The sequence below is a fragment of the Streptococcus sp. DTU_2020_1001019_1_SI_AUS_MUR_006 genome (assembly GCF_032340315.1).
Classification (GTDB): Bacteria; Bacillota; Bacilli; order Lactobacillales; family Streptococcaceae; genus Streptococcus.
This window is the reverse complement of sequence record NZ_CP135436.1, coordinates 452074-474238: the sequence shown is the minus strand read 5'-3', so window position 1 is coordinate 474238 and position 22165 is coordinate 452074. Positions and strand designations below refer to the sequence as shown.

23 protein-coding genes and 2 pseudogenes are annotated in these 22165 nt (G+C 40.9%); 1 reads left to right on the top strand and 24 read right to left on the bottom strand.

Features of this window, described 5'->3' with window-relative positions; all coding sequences use genetic code 11:
• Nucleotides 1-22 precede the first annotated feature (22 nt).
• From RRU92_RS02395 to RRU92_RS02290, 21 genes and pseudogenes are all read right to left on the bottom strand, one after another.
• Nucleotides 23-532: a VanZ family protein gene (locus tag RRU92_RS02395; protein WP_315640254.1), complete on the bottom strand. Its 510-nt coding sequence runs from the start codon at nt 530-532 to the stop codon at nt 23-25.
• 71 nt (nt 533-603) lie between these two features.
• Nucleotides 604-757, bottom strand: a pseudogene (locus RRU92_RS02390) (bifunctional phosphoribosylaminoimidazolecarboxamide formyltransferase/IMP cyclohydrolase); the annotation flags it as partial.
• 1 nt (nt 758) lies between these two features.
• Entirely contained in the window at nt 759-1223 is a 465-nt protein-coding gene (locus RRU92_RS02385; RefSeq protein ID WP_315640252.1) for a GNAT family N-acetyltransferase, read from the bottom strand.
• 44 nt (nt 1224-1267) lie between these two features.
• On the bottom strand, nt 1268-1819 hold the full coding sequence (gene purN / locus RRU92_RS02380) for a phosphoribosylglycinamide formyltransferase (protein WP_315640251.1): 552 nt from the start codon (nt 1817-1819) through the stop codon (nt 1268-1270).
• The gene (gene purM / locus RRU92_RS02375) at nt 1816-2838 is read right to left on the bottom strand and encodes a phosphoribosylformylglycinamidine cyclo-ligase (protein WP_315640250.1); all 1023 of its coding nucleotides are present in this window, start codon (nt 2836-2838) and stop codon (nt 1816-1818) included. Before purM ends, purN begins: the two co-directional genes overlap by 4 nt.
• Nucleotides 2839-2874: 36 nt before the next feature.
• The gene (gene purF, locus RRU92_RS02370; RefSeq protein WP_315640249.1) at nt 2875-4317 is read right to left on the bottom strand and encodes an amidophosphoribosyltransferase; all 1443 of its coding nucleotides are present in this window, start codon (nt 4315-4317) and stop codon (nt 2875-2877) included.
• Between the two features lie 168 nt (nt 4318-4485).
• Nucleotides 4486-8211, bottom strand: a complete 3726-nt coding sequence (locus RRU92_RS02365; protein ID WP_315640248.1) for a phosphoribosylformylglycinamidine synthase — start codon at nt 8209-8211, stop codon at nt 4486-4488.
• Nucleotides 8212-8411: 200 nt separating this feature from the next.
• A complete protein-coding gene (gene purC, locus RRU92_RS02360) occupies nt 8412-9119 on the bottom strand; it encodes a phosphoribosylaminoimidazolesuccinocarboxamide synthase (protein ID WP_315640247.1) in 708 nt (235 codons plus the stop codon).
• A gap of 168 nt (nt 9120-9287) precedes the next feature.
• Complete coding sequence (locus RRU92_RS02355; protein WP_315640246.1) at nt 9288-10637, bottom strand: HlyD family secretion protein; 1350 nt, start codon at nt 10635-10637, stop codon at nt 9288-9290.
• A gap of 12 nt (nt 10638-10649) precedes the next feature.
• Nucleotides 10650-12803, bottom strand: coding sequence for a peptide cleavage/export ABC transporter ComA (comA, locus tag RRU92_RS02350; RefSeq protein WP_315640245.1), 2154 nt, complete (start codon nt 12801-12803; stop codon nt 10650-10652).
• 341 nt (nt 12804-13144) lie between these two features.
• The gene (locus tag RRU92_RS02345) at nt 13145-13381 is read right to left on the bottom strand and encodes a hypothetical protein (protein WP_315640244.1); all 237 of its coding nucleotides are present in this window, start codon (nt 13379-13381) and stop codon (nt 13145-13147) included.
• Between the two features lie 106 nt (nt 13382-13487).
• Nucleotides 13488-13697, bottom strand: coding sequence for a bacteriocin immunity protein (locus tag RRU92_RS02340; RefSeq protein WP_315640242.1), 210 nt, complete (start codon nt 13695-13697; stop codon nt 13488-13490).
• A 24-nt stretch (nt 13698-13721) separates the two neighbouring features.
• Nucleotides 13722-13910: pseudogene (locus RRU92_RS02335) on the bottom strand (hypothetical protein).
• 317 nt (nt 13911-14227) lie between these two features.
• Nucleotides 14228-14383, bottom strand: coding sequence for a hypothetical protein (locus RRU92_RS02325; RefSeq protein WP_162837517.1), 156 nt, complete (start codon nt 14381-14383; stop codon nt 14228-14230).
• A 208-nt stretch (nt 14384-14591) separates the two neighbouring features.
• A complete protein-coding gene (locus RRU92_RS02320) occupies nt 14592-14768 on the bottom strand; it encodes a hypothetical protein (RefSeq protein ID WP_000793176.1) in 177 nt (58 codons plus the stop codon).
• Nucleotides 14769-14780: 12 nt separating this feature from the next.
• Nucleotides 14781-14930 (bottom strand): class IIb bacteriocin, lactobin A/cerein 7B family, encoded by a 150-nt coding sequence (locus RRU92_RS02315; RefSeq protein WP_311522410.1) that lies wholly within the window; start codon nt 14928-14930, stop codon nt 14781-14783.
• Nucleotides 14931-14947: 17 nt separating this feature from the next.
• Nucleotides 14948-15091, bottom strand: coding sequence for a class IIb bacteriocin, lactobin A/cerein 7B family (locus RRU92_RS02310; protein ID WP_075229712.1), 144 nt, complete (start codon nt 15089-15091; stop codon nt 14948-14950).
• A 447-nt stretch (nt 15092-15538) separates the two neighbouring features.
• On the bottom strand, nt 15539-15775 hold the full coding sequence (locus tag RRU92_RS02305) for an acyl carrier protein (RefSeq protein ID WP_311522409.1): 237 nt from the start codon (nt 15773-15775) through the stop codon (nt 15539-15541).
• 5 nt (nt 15776-15780) lie between these two features.
• Entirely contained in the window at nt 15781-16773 is a 993-nt protein-coding gene (gene plsX / locus RRU92_RS02300; protein ID WP_311522408.1) for a phosphate acyltransferase PlsX, read from the bottom strand.
• Nucleotides 16770-17540, bottom strand: a complete 771-nt coding sequence (gene recO / locus RRU92_RS02295) for a DNA repair protein RecO (protein WP_311522407.1) — start codon at nt 17538-17540, stop codon at nt 16770-16772. The genes plsX and recO overlap by 4 nt, the downstream gene beginning before the upstream one ends.
• Nucleotides 17537-18706 (bottom strand): pyridoxal phosphate-dependent aminotransferase, encoded by a 1170-nt coding sequence (locus RRU92_RS02290; protein WP_315640241.1) that lies wholly within the window; start codon nt 18704-18706, stop codon nt 17537-17539. The genes recO and RRU92_RS02290 overlap by 4 nt, the downstream gene beginning before the upstream one ends.
• A gap of 153 nt (nt 18707-18859) precedes the next feature.
• Between RRU92_RS02290 and RRU92_RS02285 the strand changes: the two genes are divergently transcribed.
• Nucleotides 18860-19870, top strand: a complete 1011-nt coding sequence (locus tag RRU92_RS02285) for a YeiH family protein (RefSeq protein WP_315640240.1) — start codon at nt 18860-18862, stop codon at nt 19868-19870.
• Nucleotides 19871-19898: 28 nt separating this feature from the next.
• Here the strand turns inward: RRU92_RS02285 and RRU92_RS02280 are convergent, their stop codons facing one another.
• The 3 genes from RRU92_RS02280 to RRU92_RS02270 form a co-directional block, all read right to left on the bottom strand.
• Complete coding sequence (locus RRU92_RS02280) at nt 19899-20336, bottom strand: CoA-binding protein (protein WP_315640239.1); 438 nt, start codon at nt 20334-20336, stop codon at nt 19899-19901.
• 122 nt (nt 20337-20458) lie between these two features.
• Entirely contained in the window at nt 20459-21427 is a 969-nt protein-coding gene (locus RRU92_RS02275; protein WP_000010179.1) for a ribose-phosphate diphosphokinase, read from the bottom strand.
• 216 nt (nt 21428-21643) lie between these two features.
• Complete coding sequence (locus RRU92_RS02270; protein ID WP_315640238.1) at nt 21644-22138, bottom strand: carbonic anhydrase; 495 nt, start codon at nt 22136-22138, stop codon at nt 21644-21646.
• Nucleotides 22139-22165 lie beyond the last annotated feature (27 nt).

Below are 22165 nucleotides of genomic sequence, written 5' to 3'. Positions count from 1 at the left end.
TATTCTCCTTTTTAATCATTAGTTAAACACCAATTAAATGCAGTAACAGTAAAACAAGATAAACAAAACCAAGGCTAAGCATACCTAAGATATTGACCCATTTCCTAGTCTGCGATTTGAACACTCTTATAAACATTTGGTAAATCAGCAAGCCTACACAGACACCTAGCGTATTTAAAGCCAAATCCGTTATATCTGTTATACCTATTGCCAAAATATACTGTGAGCACTCAAACAATAGACTAATCAAGAAACCTGTCCCGACTATTCTTAAACTAGATAAATTAGTTTTTATCAGAGGGAAACAAACACCTAATGGAATAAAGGAAATCAGATTAAATAACATTTCAGCAAAAACAATTTTTCCATCTACTATTAGTGGTTCTGAAAATGGAATCCAATTGATGTACCTTGGAGCTAAGAAAAATGCTATAAATTCAGGATTAGTTTCAAACTTAAATAAGATCCCCCAAGTTAATAACATCAGATAGGCATAAAATACATATCGAGTTGTTTTTTTAGATTCTAACATTACAAATACCTCCGTTTGAAGCCGTCTTCAACAATCACTGACTCCAATTTTAAATCAAAGATATCATATGAATCATCAATGGCAATTGTGCTCACCCCAGCATTATCAAGGGCAACCTTGGTTCCACCTGTTGAGATGATGTCCCAACCGAGTTTTTTTAAGTTCTTGGGCAAATTCAACAATGCCCTCTTTGTTTGAGACACTGATTAAAGCTTTTTTCGTCATTCTATTCCTCTTTCTTTAGGTCCAAGCGCATAGCGACTTCATTATTTTCTTCTATGAATCCTGTTTCCTTAAAACCCAGACTAGTCAACAGGTGCTTCATTTTTTCATTTCCAACCACATAATCTGCGATAATATGATTGCAAGTGCTATCCATCTGAGCCTTTTTGATCAGAAATTCCACGGCTTTTCGTCCATAACCTCTTCCTTGGTACTGCTGGCCAATCATTATCCGCCAGATAAAGTATTCCGCTTCATCCTTATCTATTTCCAACAGGAGAAAACCAACTACAAGCTCATTCCAATAAATTGCCATTGGAAACACATCCCCATTCTCTCGATAGAGCCATGCGTCAGCTAAAGAGCGTACATTTGGAGCCACGAAACGTGCTCGTTCGTCAGCTTCAGATATTTTCAAATCCAGCACTGCTTGAAAACTGCTCTCATCTACTAATTTCAGTTCAATCATTTTTTCTCCTAGCAAGATTGCGCAATCAAAACTTGATTTACTTCTTATCTTCTCCCTACTCCCAAACATTCCAACACTTCTGGATAGAGCTGATATTCCGCTTCATGAATCCGTTCTTCAAAACTGTCAATGGTATCATCAGCTAACCGTGGCACACGCACTTGTTTGATAACCTTGCCTGTATCCACACCTGAATCCACCCAATGAATGGTCACGCCGCTCTCAGCAACGCCAGCATTCCAAGCATCCTCAATCCCATGAGCTCCTGGAAATTCTGGCAAGTAGGCTGGATGAATGTTGATAGTCCTGCCTTCATAAGCTGCCAATAAAGTAGGCCCAACAATTTTCATGTAGCCTGCTAGACAAACCAAGTCAATCTGGTGCTCTTCCAAGAGTTCGACAATGGCTGCTTCGTAGTCTGCCTTGCTCTCAAACTCCTTGAGTTCAAAAGCATAGGACAGAACACCGAGCTTGTCTGCACGCTCAAGCACATAGGCATCACGATGGTCTGAAAAGACAAACTCCACTGGAAACTCTTCGGCAATCACCTGAAAATTCGAGCCATTACCAGAGGCAAAAACCGCTATTTTTTTCATTTGATGATGACACTTTCGTTTTCTTTCTTGACGATGCGACCAATTTCATAGACTGGTTCATCCAGCAATTCCTTGACACGACTTACATTTTCAGGGCTAACTGCCAGTATGATCCCTACGCCCATATTGAAGATTTCAAACATTTCTTCATGTTTGATTTCACCGTATTTTTCAAGGGCTTTGAAAATTGGAAGCACTGGAACCTTGTCTTCTTCAATCTCAGCAGCCAAGTCAGCTGCAAACATGCGAGGGACATTCTCAATAAAGCCACCGCCTGTGATGTGGGCAATGCCGTTGATCAACTCTTCCTTGATGAGTGGTAAGACAGCCTTGACATAGATACGAGTCGGCTCAAGAAGAACTTCCTTGAGTTGCTTGCCTTCCAATTCTGGCAAGATTTCCTCACCTGTGTAGTTGGCAAAGACACGGCGAACGAGGGAGTAACCATTTGAGTGAATCCCACTTGAAGCAAGTCCGAGAAGAACATCTCCTTCTGCCACCTTTGAACCGTCAATGATTTGAGATTTTTCAGCCACACCGACCGCAAAACCAGCCAAGTCATAGTCATCTTCGCCGTACATGCCAGGCATTTCAGCCGTTTCCCCACCAATGAGGGCAGCGCCTGCCTGCACACAACCTTCTGCCACACCAGCGACTACTTGTTCTAGTTTAGCTGGTTCATTCTTCCCTGTCGCCACATAGTCGAGGAAATAGAGGGGTTCCGCACCTGCAGCGATGATATCATTGACACACATGGCCACACAGTCCTGACCAATAGTATCGTGCTTGTCGTATTTGATAGCCAACATGAGCTTGGTTCCGACACCGTCAGTTCCTGAAATCAAGACGGGTTCTTTAACCCCAGTCTTTGAAAGGTCAAACATACCACCAAAGCCACCCAGAGCTCCCATGACACCTGCACGCTCCGTACGAGCCACGTGCTTTTTAATCCGTTCAACAACTTCATAACCCGCTTCAACATCCACACCAGATTGAGCGTACGCATTTTTATTTGCCATTTTATTTTTCCTTTTCTTTAATGGAGGATCTATTGTCTATTTGTAAAAACTGATCTTTTCTTCCAAACTTCTACGATAGTCTTCTTCATAATCGTAGAGAGGTGTTGGGTAGTCACCGTCAAAGTAAGCGACACAGAGACCACCATTTGGCGCATCTGTTTCAATACCAATTGAATCAATCAACCCCTCAACAGAAAGATAAGTCAGACTGTCCGCACCAATGATTTGGCGAGTTTCTTCGACCGTATGATTAGCCGCAATCAGCTCCTGACGTGTCTGGATATCAATCCCGTAGAAACATGGATAAGCTAGCGCTGGGCTTCCAATTGCAACGTGAACCTCAGTCGCCCCTGCTTCCTTTAAAAGCTGGACGATACGACGAGAGGTCGTCCCACGTACAATAGAGTCATCAATCATAACCACACGCTTGCCTTTGACAACGCCAGAAACAGCAGAGAGTTTCATCCGCACCCCTTGCTCTCGCAATTCTTGAGTTGGTTGGATAAAGGTACGTTGGGTGTATTGGTTCTTGATAAGACCCATTTCGTTTGGCAAACCAGACTCTTCCGCAAATCCCATGGCTGCGCTGAGGGAAGAATTGGGCACACCGACCACGATATCTGCTTCATGCTTGAATTCACGCGCCAATTGGGCACCCATACGTTTACGTGCCGTATGAACATTGACACCGTGGATATTAGAATCAGGGCGGGCAAAATAGATATACTCCATAGAACAAATCGCCAACTGAGTATCATCCGTATAGCTATCATACTGGATTCCCTTGTCATCAATGATCACAATCTCACCTGGCTTCAAATCACGAATCCATTCAGCACCAATAACCTCAAAAGCACAGGTTTCAGAGGAAACCACCACCGCTCCGTTGGCCATTTTCCCGATAGACAGAGGTCGGAAGCCATTTGGGTCAAGCGCTGCAATTAACTTATCTTCAAACATCAAAAGATAAGCAAAACCACCTTTAACAAGACTGAGTGCTTCCTTGATTTTACCCATCAAGTTTGGATTGTGGCTACGGCGAATAAGGTGAGCCAAGATTTCAGAGTCAGAGGTTGAACTGAAAATCGCTCCTCTTTGTTCCAATTCTTGCTTGAGCGATTCTGCATTGGTCAGATTCCCATTATGAGCCAAACCAAACTGCATATCATGAAAGCGGAAAAGGAAAGGTTGGATATTGTCTACAGAAGCTTCTCCCGCAGTCGCATAACGCACGTGTCCAATAGCTCCAGTTCCTGTCAATTTATCTAAATTCGCAGGATTTTTGAAGACTTCTGATAAAAGCCCCATATCACGATGACGCTTCAATTTCCCTTGGTCATTGGAGAGGATTCCTGCACCCTCCTGACCACGGTGCTGAAGACTATGGAGTCCAAAATAGGTCAATTTGGCAGCGTCTGGGTGACCCCAGATACCAAAAACACCACATTCTTCATTAAGAGATTTTACTTCGTATGTCATTTTATATACCTAATTTTTATTTGTGTATCATTCCTTAACGATACTAGAGCGGAATGATACGGCAGAAGCTCGTTTCACTCGCAACAATAAATCATTTGCAATTGTCGTAAGTTAGATCTACTTGATTTTACATTTACTGATGGTTATCTATTAGAAAATCTGCAAAGTCTATTTTCCAGTAAAGTATTTAACAGCTGATGCAAAGAGATATTGGTCTTTATTTCCTGGAATATTTTGGAAAAGACCGTCTTCGAAACGTTCTGAGTGTCCCATCTTACCAATGATTTGACCGTTCTTACTTGTGATCCCTTCAATCGCATTGACAGAACCGTTAGGATTGTATTTTGAATCCATGCTTGGTTTGCCTTCGAAGTCAACGTATTGGGTAAAGATTTGACCATTGTCACGAAGTTCTGCAAATTCCTCAGCTGTCACGACAAACTTACCTTCACCGTGTGATACTGGGATGGCATGGATGTCACCAACTTTCACGCCAGCAAGCCATGGTGAGTTGGTATTGGCAATCCGTGTTTCCACCATCTTAGCCACGTGTTGGTTGGCATCATTGTAGAAGAGAGTTGGACTAGTACTGTTTGCATCTTCAAAGTTACCATATGGAAGAAGACCAGATTTGACAAGAGCTTGGAATCCGTTACAGATACCGATAATCAAACCACCACCTTCGATGAAGCTATCGATAGCTGCACGTACTTTTTCGTTAAGCAAGATATTAACGATGAATTTAGCTGATCCATCAGGTTCGTCAGCGGCTGAGAAGCCACCTGCAAAGAAGATAATGTTGGCTTTTCCGATATTGTCAACCATTGTGTCAACAGACTTGACAATAGCCTCTTCATTCAATGTGACAAATGGTACTAAGTTGACTTTCGCACCTTCTTTTTCAAAGGCCTTAGCTGAATCGTATTCAGAGTTAGTACCTGGGAACACTGGGATGTAAACCACTGGTGTCTCAACTGTTTCTTTAGCTTTGATGACAGCATCTGATGCCACAGCAGGAACTTCTTCCAACTCAGTTGCTTGTGCAAATTCCGTTGGGTAAACTTCTTCCAATTTACCTTGGAAGGCACTGTCAAGTTTGTGTCCATCAAGCGTTACATCGTTGACAGTAAGTGTAAAGTCAGCTGCTGTTTGTCCAATCTTGGCAACACCTGAAATCTCTTCCGGAGATGTGAAGACAAAGCCACCCAATTGAGCTGTCAAGGCCGTTTCAAGTTCAGGCAAGATCACCTCTGCACCGATATGGTTCCCAAAGCTTGCAAGGGCAAGAGCTTCAAGGACACCACCATATTTGACCGCTGATGCAGCTGTCACTTTGTGGCCAGTTTGGATGTCTTCAAACCGAGCAAAATTTTTCTTAATCAAGTCAAAATCAATCTCTGCTGAGAGGGCTTGTCCTGGGATGTAGTAGATGTTTTCACCAGCAGTCTTGAACTCAGGAGAAAGAACCTTACGGCTATCTGCCGTCGTCACCCCAAAGGCAACCAAGGTTGGTGGCACCGTCAATTCTTCAAAGGTACCAGACATAGAGTCCTTACCACCGATAGATGGCAAACCAAGTTGAATTTGTGCTTCGATAGAACCTAGAAGAGCAGCTACTGGCTGACCAAAACGCTCAGCTTGCTTGTCCATGCGCTCAAAGTACTCTTGGTAAGAGAAACGAGCCTTGGACCAGTTTGCACCAGTCGCAACCAAACGAGCAGTCGCTTCGATAACTGCATAGGCAGCACCGTGGTAAGGTGACCATTCTGCTACATAAGGGTTGAACCCTTGAGCCATGACTGACGCAGTATGAGTCACACCATGTTGAACTGGCAATTTTTGTACAGATGCCTCAGTCGGTGTGAGTTGGTAACGACCACCAAGTGGGTGGTTGACCGTAGAACGACCGACTGAACAGTCAAAGATGGTCTGCAAACCTTTTTGACTCGCATGGTTGAGGTCAGATAGAACCGCAAGGGTGTCTGCTTCAAGAGTTTCAGCACTTGTTTGTCGTTCTTCTGGGAGTTTAACATCCTTGTCCACAACCTTGGCATCGACGACCACGCGCACACCATTGGTATCAAGGAAACGACGCTCCAAGTCGACAATGGTTTCTCCATTCCAGTGCATAACTAGATTTGGTTTTTCAGTCACTGTCGCAACAACAACAGCATCAATATTTTCTTTGTTACATTCCGCAACGAAGGCATCTACGTCTTCTGGACGAACCACGACCGCCATCCGTTCTTGTGATTCAGAGATGGCAATTTCTGTACCATTCAAGCCTTGGTATTTAAGAGGCACCTTGTTGAGGTCGATTTCAAGACCGTCTGCCAATTCACCGATAGCTACACAGACACCACCTGCTCCAAAATCATTTGATTTTTTGATAAGACGAGTGACCTCACCATTACGGAAGAGGCGTTGAATCTTACGTTCTTCGATGGCATTCCCTTTTTGAACCTCAGCACCAGCAGTCTCTACAGACTCAACCGTTTGAACTTTAGAAGAACCTGTCGCACCACCGACACCATCACGTCCTGTCTTACCACCGAGAAGGATAATCACATCGCCCGCTTCCGGTTTTTCACGAACAACATTACCCTTGGGAGCCGCACCGACAACAGCGCCCAACTCCATACGTTTAGCAACGAAACCTGGGTGGAAATACTCACGAACATAGGTCGTCGCAAGCCCAATCTGGTTACCATATGAAGAATAACCATGAGCAGCTGTTTTAGAAATGACTTGTTGTGGCAATTTCCCAGCACGAGTTTCAGCAATCGGTACTGTAATATCACCAGCACCCGAGATTCGCATGGCTTGGTAAACGTAAGAACGACCTGACAATGGGTCACGAATAGCACCACCGATACAGGTAGCAGCCCCACCAAATGGCTCAATTTCCGTTGGGTGGTTGTGGGTTTCGTTTTTGAACATGAGGAGCCAAGGTTCTTTCACACCATTGACATCCACTTCAATTTCAACCGAGCAAGCATTGATTTCATCTGACACTTCCATGTCGTCCAAACGACCATTGGCACGCTCATAACGACCAAAAATAGTCGCCATATCCATCAAGGTTTGAGGTTTTTCCGTACGTCCCAACTCATCACGCATGGCAATATACTTGTCATAAGTCGCTTGCAATTGTTTTTGGAATTTAGAAGCTGAGAAGTCGATGTTTTTCAACTCAGTCTCGAAAGTTGTGTGACGGCAGTGGTCAGACCAGTAAGTATCCAAGACCTTAAGCTCAGTTTCAGTTGGCACACGTCCAATAGACTTGAAGTAATCTTGGATGAAGAGAAGGTCATCCACTTCCATGGCCAATCCTTGCTCTGCCTTATACTGTGCAAAATCTTCTGCTGTATAAGTTTCAAAGAAATCCAAGTTTGGAATGGTCTTATCAGACTCAGAGAATTCCTGTTTAGCAATGCCAACAGTGATATCTTTGAAACGAGAGTCCACTGGGTTCAAGAGGTAGTTTTTGACAGCTTCCAATTCATTCGCATCAATATCCTTATTGACCAAGTAAAGTTGTGCTGTGTTCACTGTTACATCATTTGAACTACCAAGTAAAAGCAAAGCTTCCTGTGAAGATGCCGCACGTTGGTCAAATTGACCAGGCAAACTTTCGATAGCAAAGAAAGCAACCTTCTCAAGATCAGCCTGAACCGCAGCTTCATCCAAAACAGTATCGGTCACCTGCTCAGAGAAGATATGTTTTTCCGCACGCGCAAACAAATCCTCTGCTAAATTAAAGACATCGTAAACCTGAACAATCCGAAAATCATTCAAGGTTTTCAACTGAAGATTATGCTGTAATTCTTTTACTAAAGAGTCAGATTTGACACGAAAATCAGCTTTTTTCTCAACGAAAATACGTTTATCCATTTTAGTTCCTTTATCTATTTCTACTTAAAGATTGTAGTGAAGATCAAGTAAAACTTTACTTCAATCCTTGTAATTTCTCCAGCACAACCTTATATACATCCGTTAAACTGCCCAGATCTCTACGGAGTGAAAAGGTCTAGTAGACCTTTTCAGCTTGAGTCCCTTTTCTTTAAAGACGAAGGTTTTTCGTTTCAAACAGGTTACTTCAATCCCTGCAACTTCTCCAAAACAACCTGATAAACATCTGTTAAACTGCCCAGATCTCTACGGAAAACATCCTTATCCATATGGTGCCCTTCAGCATCCCAAAGGCGGCAGTTATCTGGTGAAAATTCATCTGCCAAGATAATTTTGCCATCCTTATCAAAACCGAATTCCAATTTGAAGTCAATCAAACGAAGACCAATTTGTGCAAACCAATCTTTCAACAATTCATTGATACGACGTGTTTCTCCCTTGATATAAGCAATTTGCTCATCATTGGCAATATCCAAGAACTTCACATGCTCATCATTGATGAATGGATCATCCAAATCATCGTTCTTGTAGTAAAATTCAACGATTGGAGTTTCTAAGTCCAAACCTTCTTCCACGCCAAAACGTTTTGAGAAAGAACCTGCAGTCACGTTACGAAGAACAACCTCCAAAGGAATGATGGTCACCTTCTTATTGAGTTGTTCTGTGTCAGAAATACGTTCGATAAAGTGTGTCGCCACTCCAGCAGCATTCAATTTTTCAAAAATAAGAGACGAAATCTGATTATTCAGCACACCTTTACCCTCAATGGTCTCTTTGCGAGCTCCATTTAGCATGGTTGCCTGGTCCTTGTAGACCGACTTAATCACATTTTCGTCTTCTGTAGTATAGATATCTTTAGCTTTTCCCGTATAAATAAGTTTACTGGACATTTTCTTGTTCGCCTTTCGTATTACTTTACATCATTCTAACACAACATACACTAAAAATCAAATATTTCACGAACTATATTTGATATTATATCTGAAAAAGTACAGAAAAATCGCAAATGATTTTTCATTTGCGATTTTCTAAGATTGATTTGAGTTAGAATGAGAACTTTATTCTTGTTTCAAAAAACGATCAAGATAGTAGCGTAAAAAACTCTTCCTACCTGTAATCATAGTCAAACGACCTTCAAGTCCATAACGAAGTTTTTCTGCTTGTTCAGCATTCAAATCCGTCTCTGCCTCTAATTTAAAGAAATTGCCCTTTTCTGTCTGAGTCGCACTGGTATCGATATTCGTAATCTTGGATGTCAATACTAGCTGCTTATTGGCATCCGTTACCGTTGTAAATCGTACCTCATTTCCATGCTTGAGACCAGCCACTTCCTTAGAACTGATATAAGCTGTTAGTTTTGCTTTTCTCTCTCTAGCCAACTGCGGAAAAAGGTGAGCGAGGATAGTTCCTTCTGGAATGATGGTAGATCGACTATGCTCAGGATTCAAATGTAGAACACCATCTTCTGTTGCTGTAATTTTCCCCTTGTCTAAAAGATTTCCTTGAATCTTTTTACCCGACTCCGCTTCAAGAATTTTCTGATCCAAGAGCGTTAATTCCTGGCCTACCTTGGCTAGTTGCTGAGATTTTAATGACTCCAACTGACTTCCCAATCCAGAGGCATAAGCTTGCTGTGCTCCTGAACCTGCATACTGTACTCGATAACCTGCAAGAGTTAACTCCAACTGAGTGATTTGAGCATCTAGCTGAGACAAGGCCTGCTGTTTGGCTTCCGATCCCTGCTCTTTTGTTGACTGATAAGATTGATAAATGGCATAAGCTGGATGATCACTCTCTAAGACTCCATCAGCTTGAATAGCAGACTTGGCTTGCTGATATTCTTTAATTTTGGACTGGGTTTCACCGATGAGATTACCTAACTCTGCCTGACTACCACTGGCTGCTGCATTTTGAGATGATATACTAGCATTTTGTTGCTCAACCTGACTTCGCAGACTAGCAGCTTGATTTAGATAATCTAAAAAACTATGCTGATAGCCAAATTTATCTGCTTCAGGAAATTGATCACTTCCTGCTTGAAGGCTTGCTTTTAAATACTCCAGTTGAACCTTCTGATCCTTGAGCATGTCCAACTGACTAGCATAATTCTCAGCCTGAACTGCTTCTGCTCCCTCTTGGTATTGAACGAGAAGATCCCCTTGCTTGACAAACTTATTTTCAGCCAAATGGTTGGCAACAATCTTACTATTACTACTAGACTGAATGGTGGCAATGATACGAGCAGGTTCGATAGTAGCTCTAGTAGACAAACTCATCTCCTTCTCTGCAAAAGTTGCAAAGCCAAGCAAAAATACAAGTAGAAGAGACATGGGTACAATCACCCGACTAGAAAAATTATGGTAACGACGATTGTAAAACTCAGCACTTTCTAAAAATTCTGATTGCATCTTTTTTCCTCTCTAACTATTCACTAGATGGGCGTAAAAGCCACCCTGAGCCAACAAATCTGCATGTGTGCCTTCTTCGACAATCTTGCCCTGATCCAAAACGACAACCTTCTCTGTCCGCTCAGCAATGGTCAAGCGGTGGGCGATGAAAATCAAGGTCTTGTCTAAAGCCATGAGATTATCGACAATTCGCTTCTCGGTCAAAATATCCAAACTGCTGGTCGCCTCATCCAAAATCAAGACAGGCGCATCGGTCAAGAGAGCACGCGCCAAAGCAATTCTCTGACGTTGCCCACCTGAAATGCCCGCTCCATCCGAAGTCAATTCTGTCTGGTAATTCAGTGGCATCCGCTCGATATCCTCCCGAATCTCAGCCAACTCCACTGCTCTCAAGATATCCTCCTGGGTCGTCCCCTCCTTAGCTCCAAGGAGAAGATTCTCCAAAATCGTCCCATTGAAAACATAGGGTTGCTGAGGCAGGTAGTTGATATACTGGCGCAGAGCTTTTTTATCAATCTGATTGAGATTGACACCACCCAGACTAATATCTCCCTGACTTGGGTCGTAAAAATTAACCATCATCTTGGCCAAGGTCGTCTTACCTGACCCCGAAATCCCCACAAAAGCCACCTTAGAACCCTGCGGAATAGTCAAATTGATATCCGATAAGACATCTCGACCATAGCCATATTTGTAGTGAACCTGCTTGAAATCCATATCTCCTTCTAGAAAGCTCAAATCCTCAACTGTTTTCTTCTCCTCAAACTCAGAAGCTACCAGATAAACCTCATTCAGACGGTTATTGGCAACCTGCGCTGTCTGAAGTTTGGTTTGCAGATTGATGATATTTTCCAAAGGATTGGTAAAGTAAACCAGCAAGGTATTATAGGTAATCAACTGCCCCAAACTCATCTTGCCATCCATAACCAGAACAGCCCCCATCCATAGAATGCCGACATTGAGCAAGAGATGGGCAACTTTTTTCAGAGCCTTTTGCTGACTCTCTGCTCGACTATAGGTAAAGGATTTTTTCAGATAATCCACAAATTCCTTGTCAATCTTTTGATAACGGGAGCTTTCACTAGTTAAGGACTTGATGGTCTCAATGCCATTGATGTCCTCAATGATAGAAGAAGACAGAACTGCATTGGCTTCCATGGTATCCCGATTCATCTTTTCAAAGGGCTTCATAAAAGCAAAGATAATCACTGTGTAGATAGGAAGAGCTAGTAAACTCATGAAAAAAAGATTGCTATTCTGCGAAAATAGAACTACTGAAATAATCAAGACAGTAGATACATCCAAAAAAATTGACAGAATAGTCGAAGCCAGAGCATCGATAATACTGTTAGCATCCGTGAAACGAGACACGATTTCCCCTGTACGACGTGTCGCAAAAAAGGACATAGGCAGGTGAAAAACATGCTTGATATAGGATAAAATCACGTCAATCGACAAGCGTTGCCCCAAAACAAGTAAGAGATATTCCTGAGCATAAGACAAGATCTGCTGGAGAATATAGACGATGACCAGCCCAATAGAAATAATCCCCAGCGTCGAACGCATCTGATCTGGAACATAGGTATCAATGATAGATTGCAAATAATAAGAACCCACAATGTTAATCAAGGTGACCAAGAGTGTTGCCAAAACTATATTGGCAATCAAACCACGCTGCTTCACTAATATAGGGATAAAAGATAGCAGGCCATTCTTCTGATCCTTATGAGGCTTATAGTCTGGACTAGGTGCCATAAACAGAGTCACTCCCGTCCATTCTTCCGCAAAACGCTCACGTGGCAGCTTGGTCAATTTTACCCCAGGATCTGGATCGGCAATATGAATGCTGTCCTTATCCTGCCCAGTCACCACATAATAATGGAGCAATTTTCCTTCCTTAAGCGCATGAGCCACAAAAGGAAAGGTTACATCCGGCAAATCAAACAAGCTCATGTCCGCCTTTATTGCTCGCGTCTCAAAACCAATTTCCTCTGCAACCTTGACTAAGCCTAAAGCTGTAGTCCCATCCATGGTCGTCTTGGCCAATTCTCGCAAGTAAGCCAGAGAATAATAACTTCCATAATAACCAAAGATCATGGCTAATGAAGCCACACCGCAGTCCATCTGGTCTACCTGAGGACGATAATGCCGTTTCCCAAATTTCATATCCTACTCCTTTTCCTAACAATCTCCAAAGAAAACTTTGTAAGATTATTTTATACAAACAAAGAAGCAAAAAGAAAATTATTTCTAAAAAAACAATAACTGCACCTGAACAGCACTTTTTCCTAAATAAAAATAGGTAGAACAAACGTCCTACCTAGAAAATATAATGATTAATATTTCTTACCTTTTCCAATTTTTTGTCAATCATATAATGAAAACAAGGGTGGTACAAGATAGTTTTTTCACTCATTGTCACCTTAAAGCTTAGACCAGCAAGTACTTTAAAAAGCAAAAGATTCATCAGAAATAAGAAAAGGAATGTTAGAAAAATTTTTTAAGTCTTATTTATTGCCATCCTGATTATCTTCTTTACCTCTTATTTTCTGGATAGCATGATATTTTACCGCTATGTAAATGATTAAAAAAAGTAGGGGATAAGAGAATAAATCTGAAAGTTCCATGAAATTTACACTATACTTTCCTAGCAATAGTTTAAAATCCATTAAAACTTGCATGATAGAAAGTACAATACGTACTAGCAGAAGCAGCCCTAATAATATCACTTCTTTTTTAAACATACGAATATCTTTCTAACTAAAATCAGACAACAGTTCATCAGCTTAACACCCCAATATTCCCCAAGATTGCCCTAATACTGGAGCCACAAAGTTCAGATTCATTTTATCATCCTTTATCATATTTTTCTTCACTTCTATAAAGTAAAATAAATGCCATCAAGAATAGTGAAATTGTAGGTATGTCAAAATTTTCAAACCATTCAGGTAGATTTATTTTGTTTACATCAGCGACTATTCTAACAATGATATAAACCATCGAACTGCAGCATACAGTAAACTCTAGCCAAGCTTTTTGTAACACTTGAACGACTTTCATCTCAAACCCCAATCTGATGTTCCATCAATTTCCAATCTTACTTTCTTTTGTTTTGTACTTATATCCTACATAAACCAACCCAAGCAGAATTGGATAGGCTTATAGATAAAACAAGGTATTGATCGGTTTTTTCAGAATCAAATACGTTACAATATAGATAATGACTGACACGATAAAATAACCTTCAGCAAATCCCAATAAAAATTTTTTCATAGCAGACTCCTATTTATCTGACAAGAATGGCAGAGTTTTTCCGCCATTCACACGCACAAAATCTTTTCATTCAGATTCATCATTTATAGTTTGGATTATTTTTTGACAAATCGTTGCAAAAAATCCCAAAATAGCCTGAGGCAATCAATCCAACTAAATACCATTTCCAATCAAAGGATAACAACGAACCTGTACGAATTACATGAAGTACGAGATTGAGACCCATTGCCACCAAAGGAACTATGGTAACAATGTATTGAGATCAGTGTTGCGATTCATACTTGATTTTCTTTTACGATTTGCCACAAATTTTTAAATTAACGTCTACTTCCCAAATGACGCCCATACATATAGGTAACGACTCCTAAAACACCCCAAGCCACTGCTGTAGAAGTAGTAACAATGAAACCTCCCTTAGTTACAGCCAAGTCTTCCTCTGTCATAATAGCAAATTTTTCATCCAGTTTCTTCATCTTTCATCTACTCCTTTTTAAATAATACTAGCTAATCCAATAGCTACTCCAACCAAAAGTCCTACTATTCCTGAGGCTGATATAATTATAGCCGCACATTCTTCTGAGATATTCATTTATTTCTCCATTTTTTTAGTTCTTATTTCATTGATAACAACTAAAAGATGATTATTCTATAGCATTTGCCACATACTAATAATAGTTCTCTTTAAACCTTGTCTTTACCTGAATCTAAATAACTCATCATCAAAATAAGCATCGGAACAAATAACTCTGTTTGGAAATATTTTTCAACATTAAAGGTGATTACATGTAAATCCCCCAATATACAAAGCACTCCAAAAATAATTAAAAAGGCTCCCATTACATTTTTTAGATTTTTCATACAAGTTCACTTCTATCCAAATTTACGTTTTAAATCTTGACCAATTAATCGACCACCAAGGAAAATTGCCAATCCTGCACCAACCGTGGCTATGGTAATTGATCCACCTTCTGTATTCATCAATTCTTCTTCTGTCAATTCTGTCCATTTATTTAAATTCATTTTTTCTCTCCTTATTATTACATAAAATAGCCCCAAGCAATACCACCAATTAGTAAGACACCTCCTACAACTACGGCGGTAACCGACCCCCCATCCACTTCCATTAGCTCTTCTTCTGTAAGAGCTACAAAGTTCTGTTCCATTTTGTCAAAGTTTGTCATCTTTTTTCTCCTTTATTTTTATAGTTTTTTGTTTGCAATTTTTAACCTTTAAACCATTTTAAAAGCCAAATTGGATAAATAACTGAAATAATCATTTCTAATCTCCTTCCTTTTCTTCTTACTTATCTATTCGAAAAATAATTTAAAATAAATTTATTTATTTCAAAAACCACTTAATTAACCATGGATACAAGCTTGGTATAAACATGAAGTAATCTCCTTCCTCTTCTTCTCACTTGTCTATTCGAGAAATCATTTTAAAATAAACAATTAAATCAAATTTATTTTAAAAACCACTTGATCAACCACGGATAAAGACCTGTCACATACATCAGCAATCCTCCTTTTTTGTTCTTATCTCTTTATTCGTAAACTCAACTATAAAATTTCAAAATCTTATCTTTTTCGAAAAACAAAAAAACAACATGACTTGCATGTTGCTATATGTTAGATTTTATCTTTAATGGCTTTTAATACATCTGCCACACTTTGAAGATGGTCGATTTCTTCATCACTGATTTCAATTCCAAATTCATCCTCAATGGTTAGTACGAATTCCATCAAATCTACCGAATCAGCATCCAAATCATCCTTCAAGCTCAAGGCCTCTGTGACTACAAAGTCTTCTCCTTGACGTTCTTGGATGATGGTCACGATACGGTTAAAAATTTCTTTATCTGTCATATATATTATTCTCCTGAAAATTCACGCGCAGTTTGAGCAACTACGTCTGTTTCTAGCATGGTACGAATCTGACGAATCGTACTGTACACAGCCTTGGCATCACTTGATCCATGAGTCTTGACAACCGGCGCCTTGACACCAAACAAGACTGCACCTCCAACGTCAGAATAGTTGAGCTGCTTTTTCAAACCTCTAAGACTATCCTTAAGAAGAAGAGCACCTAATTTAGCTCGCAAACCGCCACCTGTAATGGTATTTTTTAGTAAGCCCATGATTCCCATGGCTGTACCTTCAATGGATTTGAGCACAGCGTTTCCCGTGAAACCATCTGTTACGACTACATCAGCAACGCCATCCATTAAATCACGCGCTTCCACATTACCGATAAAGTTCAAACTCTCATCAGCTACTAGCAAGTCATAAGTTTCCTTGCGGAGTGGATCTCCCTTGCTGCTCTCGGTCCCGTTATTAAGCAAACCAACTCGTGGTTTTGCAATTCCACGAACATTTTTAGCGTAGAAAGAACCTAGGATGGCATATTGATGAAGGTGATGGGCTGTGTTTTCTGCATTGGCACCGAGATCTAGCATATCAAAACCTTTCCCATCAATAGTTGGCAAGGTTGACATAAGCCCAGGTCGATCGATATTCTTGATACGACCTACGATGAAAAATCCGGCCGCAAGCAAAGCACCTGTATTTCCTGCAGAAAGAACAGCATCTGCCTCTCCATCTTTGACAGCCTTGGCCGCCAAGACCATACTGGCATTTTTCTTCTTACGGATGGCTCTTGTAGGCTCATCGTCTGAATCGATTTTTTCATCAGTATGGATAATACTAACGCGCTCTGTAGCTGTTAGATATTGCTTAATTTTACTTTCATCTCCGTAAAGTTGAATCTCAATATCTGAAAAGTCAGCAAGAGCTTGATTGACTCCCTCTACAATAGCTTGAGGTGCATAATCGCCACCCATTGCATCTACTGCGATTTTTTTCATTTGTCTTCCTCTTTTAGTAATTGTCCCCAATCGGCTAGGGAATCAATAAATTTCTTTGATTTTAGGTGAATCCCGACGTACTCTTCGTAAATCTGGTCCATAAACTTACGCAAGTCTTGCTTAATTTCTGACTTGAGCGAAATAGTCTCCAGAGTATCAAAATCAATGGCTTGAAATTGATTGAGCAGATAAGGAATATTGGGATTTAGATGACATCGTTTCTCATCCTCATGATAATGCTCTGGGCAAAGACAGGCTCCATATTTGAAAGAAAAGTCAAAGGCCTGACCTACTCGATGACAAAAAGTACACTCATTAAAGTTTAGACCAATCCCAAACCGTGTCAAAATCTGAATTTCAAAAATATTAGTCAAGACCTGATAATCTAAGCCCTCTTCCATCAGCTCTAATGTCTTCTGCAAAAAAGCAAATAAAGGAGCGTCCTGCTGATTATCCTGCAAACTCGCATCAGCCAAGGCTGCCACATAGGTCGCATAAGCCATGGTAAAGAGATCACTATTGATCCCTGGAAAGGTCATCACCTCATGATAATCCTCAATATAACTGAGTCCATCATCATTGATGCGCAAGAGAAAACGAGCTAGCACCAAGGGCTGAATAACCGGAGCCAGTTTTGATTGACCAGCGTGTTTCACAAAAAACATGCGCTTGCCTGCCTGTTCTGTAAAGATTTTAACAAGCTTATCATCCTCTCGAAAATTTCGATTGTAAAGTACTAAACCCTGACTTGTGATAGATTGAATCATGCTTCTCTCATGTACTCCTCAAGTCGTTTCATAGCTTCTCTGATGGTTCCCATGCTAGCTGCATAAGATAGGCGAACATAGCCCTCTCCATACTGTCCAAAGGCAGCACCAGGGATGAAGGCGACAGCCTTTTTCTGGGCAAAATCTTTCAGAAAAGCAAAGGAATCTTGATTATAGCCTGCTGGAATCTTAGCAAAGATATAAAAAGCACCATCTGGTTTGATAATCTCAAAACCAAGTGCAGTCATCTTCTCGATAATGTAGTCCCGACGTTGGATATATTCCTTCTTCATAGGTTCCGCATCATTCTTACCAGCTGTCAAAGCTTCTACCGCTGCGTGTTGAGCCATGGTGTTTGCGGCAGTGACCAAGTACTGGTGACTCTTGATGAGTTGAGCTGTAAAGTTTGCTGGTGCAAAGATAAAACCTAAACGCCAACCTGTCATGGCATGGGATTTGGATAGACCATTGATGATAATGGCCTGATCTCTCAGCATAGTACCCAGCGATACATGATTTTCCCCTGTATAGGTCAATTCTGAGTAGACTTCATCACAGACTACGAAAATCTCATACTTACGTAAAACAGCTGCCAAGTCTTCTAATTGCTCGCGACTATAAGTGATTCCTGTAGGGTTGGCTGGATAGTTGAGAATAACTGCCTTGAGCTTGTCCCCCTGCTCCAAAATTGCCTTTTCCAACATCTCAGGCGTCAAAACAAAACCATTTTCAGTTGTATCAATTTCGACAATCTCTGCACCAACTAGATTAACTATTGGCTCATAGCCAGGATAGGCAGGAGCTGGCAAGAGAACCTTGTCTCCTTCCTCCAAAATGGCTGTCAAAGTAGCTGATAAAGCTTCTGTCGCACCAATTGTAACCAAGATTTCATTTTCAGGATTGTAGTCCAACTGATACTTTTCTTTTACAAAATCACTAGCTGCTTGGCGTAAGGTCAACAAACCGCTCATCCCTGTATAGTAGGATTGGTCTTGATCGATGGCTCGCTTTGCAGCCTCCTTGACATGATCTGGCGTTGTAAAATCTGGTTCTCCCAAGGTCAACCGCAGGACTCCAGGAATCTCTGAAATAGCCTGGTCAAACTGACGAATCAAGGAAACTTGAATCTTATCTAATTGTTTATTAAATCGCTTGGTTAAGTCCATAGATACCCTCCTTGCTTAAAGAACATATGTCTATTATACTACAAAAGCTCTCTGACCGCAAAATTACATCCAGAATTAGCCTTCCAAAGGCTTTCTATTTACTTTTTTCCGAGATAAGATTATAATAAGGAGTATTTATTTTCGGAGGTTTTTATGTCATTTCTATCAAAAAATTGGGCAGGACTGTTAGCCTGTCTGATCATTTCTATCATCTCTTGGGTTTTAGGAGGCTTTCTGCCTGTTGTAGGAGCTCCTGTTTTTGCCATCTTTATTGGCATGATTCTCCACCCATTTCTCACTTCCTATAAACAACTAGATGCTGGTTTGACTTACAGCTCCAAGAAATTGCTTCAGTATGCTGTTATCTTGCTTGGGTTTGGACTCAATATCTCTCAAGTTTTTGCAGTAGGAAAATCTTCCCTTCCTGTCATTCTATCTACCATTTCTATAGCCTTGATTGTAGCTTATCTTTTCCAACGCTTTTTTGATTTAGATACAAAACTAGCTACCTTGATCGGTGTTGGTTCCTCTATCTGTGGAGGTTCTGCCATTGCAGCGACAGCTCCCGTCATCCATGCCAAGGAAAAAGAAGTCGCCCAATCCATCTCTGTTATCTTTTTCTTCAATGTCTTAGCAGCGCTTATTTTCCCAACCCTAGGAACCTGGCTTCACCTATCAAATGAGGGCTTCTCCCTCTTTGCAGGTACTGCGGTCAATGATACTTCCTCTGTAACAGCCACTGCCAGCGCCTGGGATAGTCTTTACCACACAAACACTCTTGAGTCTGCTACTATCGTCAAATTGACCCGTACCCTAGCTATTATCCCTATCACTCTCTTCCTCTCTTACTGGCAAAGTCATCAACGAGACAACAACCAAGGAGTAAAACTTAAAAAAATCTTCCCTGTTTTCATTCTCTACTTCATCCTAGCTTCCCTGCTAACCACCATCCTTACTTCCTTCGGTGTCAGCAGTAGCTTCTTTGCACCTCTCAAACAACTATCTAAATTCCTCATCATCATGGCCATGAGCGCTATCGGTCTCAAAACCAATCTCATTGCTATGATTAAGTCCAGCGGTAAATCCATTCTTCTTGGTGCCTTCTGCTGGATTGCCATCATCCTGACTAGCCTGGGTATGCAAACACTCATCGGTATTTTCTAAGACAAAAGGTAGCCCGCAAGCTACCTTTTTATTGTTCAATAATTAAGCGTGTATGTTCTCTCTTAATACAACGATTCATCACGATATCATCGCAACCTCCAGCACGCAAGATTTCTTCCGCTTCTAGACTTTCAAGTCCTAGTTGCGCCCAGAAAATCTTAGCATCTGCCTTGAGAAAATCACGTGCTACATCAGGCAGAAATTCACTACGACGATAGACATTGACGATATCTACAGGGAAAGGAATCTCAGCTAGACTGGCATAAGCCTTTTCTCCCAAGATTTCCCCACCTGCAGCCTTAGGGTTTACTGGAATGATTTTATAGCCACGAGCCTTCATTTCCTTTGTCACTCGATTGCTCGTTGTTTCTTCACGATCAGACAAGCCTACTACTGCTAGAGTTTTACTAGTTGCTAGATACTGACGGATCACGCCATCACTTGGATTGATAAATTCTTGAGTCATAAAAATTCTCCTTTTTCCATCAGTATAGCACATTTTGAAAGGGTTTGCAGAATTCTGCTACCAAAAAACTCCCAACAAGGCCTATCACTTTGTTAGGAGTTTTGTCTGATCCAACGAATTCGTTAGATTTTTTTCTCAATACTAAATAATGGAGATAGAGGACGTTTTTCGTGGATACGGATGATAGCATCTGCCAAGAGATGTGCGATAGAGATTTGCTCAATCTTATCAATCAATCGCTCTTCTGGTAGGTAGATAGTATCCAAAACAACTAATTTTTTAATAGCTGATTTTTGGATATTATCCATAGCAGGCCCTGAAAGAACTGGGTGCGTACAGCTTGCGTAAACTTCGACAGCACCAGCTTCAGCAAGTGCATCTGCCGCATGACAAATAGTTCCAGCTGTATCGATCATATCGTCAATCAAGATACAAGTCTTACCTTCTACCTTACCAATGATATTCATCACTTCACTAGTATTCATCTTATCTACGCTACGACGTTTGTCAATAATAGCAATCGGAGTTTTCAAAAACTCTGCTAATTTACGAGCACGAGTCACCCCACCATGGTCTGGGCTGACAACCACATAGTCAGAACCAACCATGCCACGACGCTCAAAATAGTCTGCAATCAAAGGAGCACCCATCAAGTGATCGACAGGAATATCAAAGAATCCCTGAATCTGCGCAGCGTGCAAGTCAATCGTCAACAAACGATCCACTCCAGCTACTTCAAGCATATTTGCTACAAGTTTTGAAGTGATTGGCTCACGCGCTCTCGCCTTTCTATCCTGACGTGCATAACCATAGTAAGGCATAACAACGTTGACAGATTCTGCACTGGCACGTTTCAAAGCATCTACCATAATCAAAATTTCTAGCAGATTGTCATTTACAGGTGAGCTAGTTGATTGTAAGATAAAGACGTGTTTTCCACGGATCGATTCTTCGATATTAACTTGAATTTCTCCATCTGAAAATTGACGTACGGTCGATTTTCCCAACTCTATCCCAATCTCTTGCGCCACACGCTCTGCCAATTCTCTATTTGAAGAAAGGGCAAACAGCTTTAAATCAGAAAAAGACATGATTTCCTCCAGTATTTATGTATCACTTGTGTTTTTTCACAACATTTTTCCAACTACCATTGTAGCGTTTTTTTCTTGATTTTTCAATAAAAAATAAGACAAGAGTAGACATTTATCCCCTTGCCTTGTGCTCATTTATATTCCTTATATTCAAGTTGAAATGTGACAACTTAGACATTCTATCTCATAGGAAGATAGGAACTCACAAAGGAAAAGTTAGTATATCTCTCTCATACTGCCTGTATCCACGTCATAAACAGCCCCTGAAATAACCACATCATCTGGAATCAATGGGCATTCTCGAAGTAATTTCATATCCTCACGAACACTCTCCTCAACATCTTGAAAAGGGAGAAAATCTTGACCCGAGACATCAACCCCTAATTCTGTTTTTAAATGTTCTTGAAACTCTTCGTTTTGAAATGTCTGAGCACCACAGTCTGTATGATGAAGAACCACAATCTCTCTTGTTCCCATTTGTTGCTGGGAAATCACGAGTGAGCGAATCATATCATCTGTCACTCGACCGCCCGCATTCCGTAAAATGTGAGCATCTCCAAGTGCTAGCCCCAAAGCTTGTGCAACGTGCAGACGTGAGTCCATACAAGTCACAATGGCTACTCTTGTTTTCGGCTTGATTGGCAGATTTAACTGCCCATGCAGGGCAACATAAGCCTGGTTGGCTTGCATAAACTGTTCAAAATACGACATGACAACACACTTTCTTACTTTTAAGAT

Bases quoted from the DNA above. Each gene is read 5' to 3' on its own strand.
- RRU92_RS02395 (WP_315640254.1), bottom strand. From the start codon at position 532: ATGTTAGAATCTAAAAAAACAACTCGATATGTATTTTATGCCTATCTG.
- RRU92_RS02385 (WP_315640252.1), bottom strand. From the start codon at position 1,223: ATGATTGAACTGAAATTAGTAGATGAGAGCAGTTTTCAAGCAGTGCTG.
- purN (WP_315640251.1), bottom strand. From the start codon at position 1,819: ATGAAAAAAATAGCGGTTTTTGCCTCTGGTAATGGCTCGAATTTTCAG.
- purM (WP_315640250.1), bottom strand. From the start codon at position 2,838: ATGGCAAATAAAAATGCGTACGCTCAATCTGGTGTGGATGTTGAAGCG.
- purF (WP_315640249.1), bottom strand. From the start codon at position 4,317: ATGACATACGAAGTAAAATCTCTTAATGAAGAATGTGGTGTTTTTGGT.
- RRU92_RS02365 (WP_315640248.1), bottom strand. From the start codon at position 8,211: ATGGATAAACGTATTTTCGTTGAGAAAAAAGCTGATTTTCGTGTCAAA.
- purC (WP_315640247.1), bottom strand. From the start codon at position 9,119: ATGTCCAGTAAACTTATTTATACGGGAAAAGCTAAAGATATCTATACT.
- RRU92_RS02355 (WP_315640246.1), bottom strand. From the start codon at position 10,637: ATGCAATCAGAATTTTTAGAAAGTGCTGAGTTTTACAATCGTCGTTAC.
- comA (WP_315640245.1), bottom strand. From the start codon at position 12,803: ATGAAATTTGGGAAACGGCATTATCGTCCTCAGGTAGACCAGATGGAC.
- RRU92_RS02345 (WP_315640244.1), bottom strand. From the start codon at position 13,381: ATGTTTAAAAAAGAAGTGATATTATTAGGGCTGCTTCTGCTAGTACGT.
- RRU92_RS02340 (WP_315640242.1), bottom strand. From the start codon at position 13,697: ATGAAAGTCGTTCAAGTGTTACAAAAAGCTTGGCTAGAGTTTACTGTA.
- RRU92_RS02325 (WP_162837517.1), bottom strand. From the start codon at position 14,383: ATGAAGAAACTGGATGAAAAATTTGCTATTATGACAGAGGAAGACTTG.
- RRU92_RS02320 (WP_000793176.1), bottom strand. From the start codon at position 14,768: ATGAAAAATCTAAAAAATGTAATGGGAGCCTTTTTAATTATTTTTGGA.
- RRU92_RS02315 (WP_311522410.1), bottom strand. From the start codon at position 14,930: ATGAATTTAAATAAATGGACAGAATTGACAGAAGAAGAATTGATGAAT.
- RRU92_RS02310 (WP_075229712.1), bottom strand. From the start codon at position 15,091: ATGACAAACTTTGACAAAATGGAACAGAACTTTGTAGCTCTTACAGAA.
- RRU92_RS02305 (WP_311522409.1), bottom strand. From the start codon at position 15,775: ATGACAGATAAAGAAATTTTTAACCGTATCGTGACCATCATCCAAGAA.
- plsX (WP_311522408.1), bottom strand. From the start codon at position 16,773: ATGAAAAAAATCGCAGTAGATGCAATGGGTGGCGATTATGCACCTCAA.
- recO (WP_311522407.1), bottom strand. From the start codon at position 17,540: ATGATTCAATCTATCACAAGTCAGGGTTTAGTACTTTACAATCGAAAT.
- RRU92_RS02290 (WP_315640241.1), bottom strand. From the start codon at position 18,706: ATGGACTTAACCAAGCGATTTAATAAACAATTAGATAAGATTCAAGTT.
- RRU92_RS02285 (WP_315640240.1), top strand. From the start codon at position 18,860: ATGTCATTTCTATCAAAAAATTGGGCAGGACTGTTAGCCTGTCTGATC.
- RRU92_RS02280 (WP_315640239.1), bottom strand. From the start codon at position 20,336: ATGACTCAAGAATTTATCAATCCAAGTGATGGCGTGATCCGTCAGTAT.
- RRU92_RS02275 (WP_000010179.1), bottom strand. From the start codon at position 21,427: ATGTCTTTTTCTGATTTAAAGCTGTTTGCCCTTTCTTCAAATAGAGAA.
- RRU92_RS02270 (WP_315640238.1), bottom strand. From the start codon at position 22,138: ATGTCGTATTTTGAACAGTTTATGCAAGCCAACCAGGCTTATGTTGCC.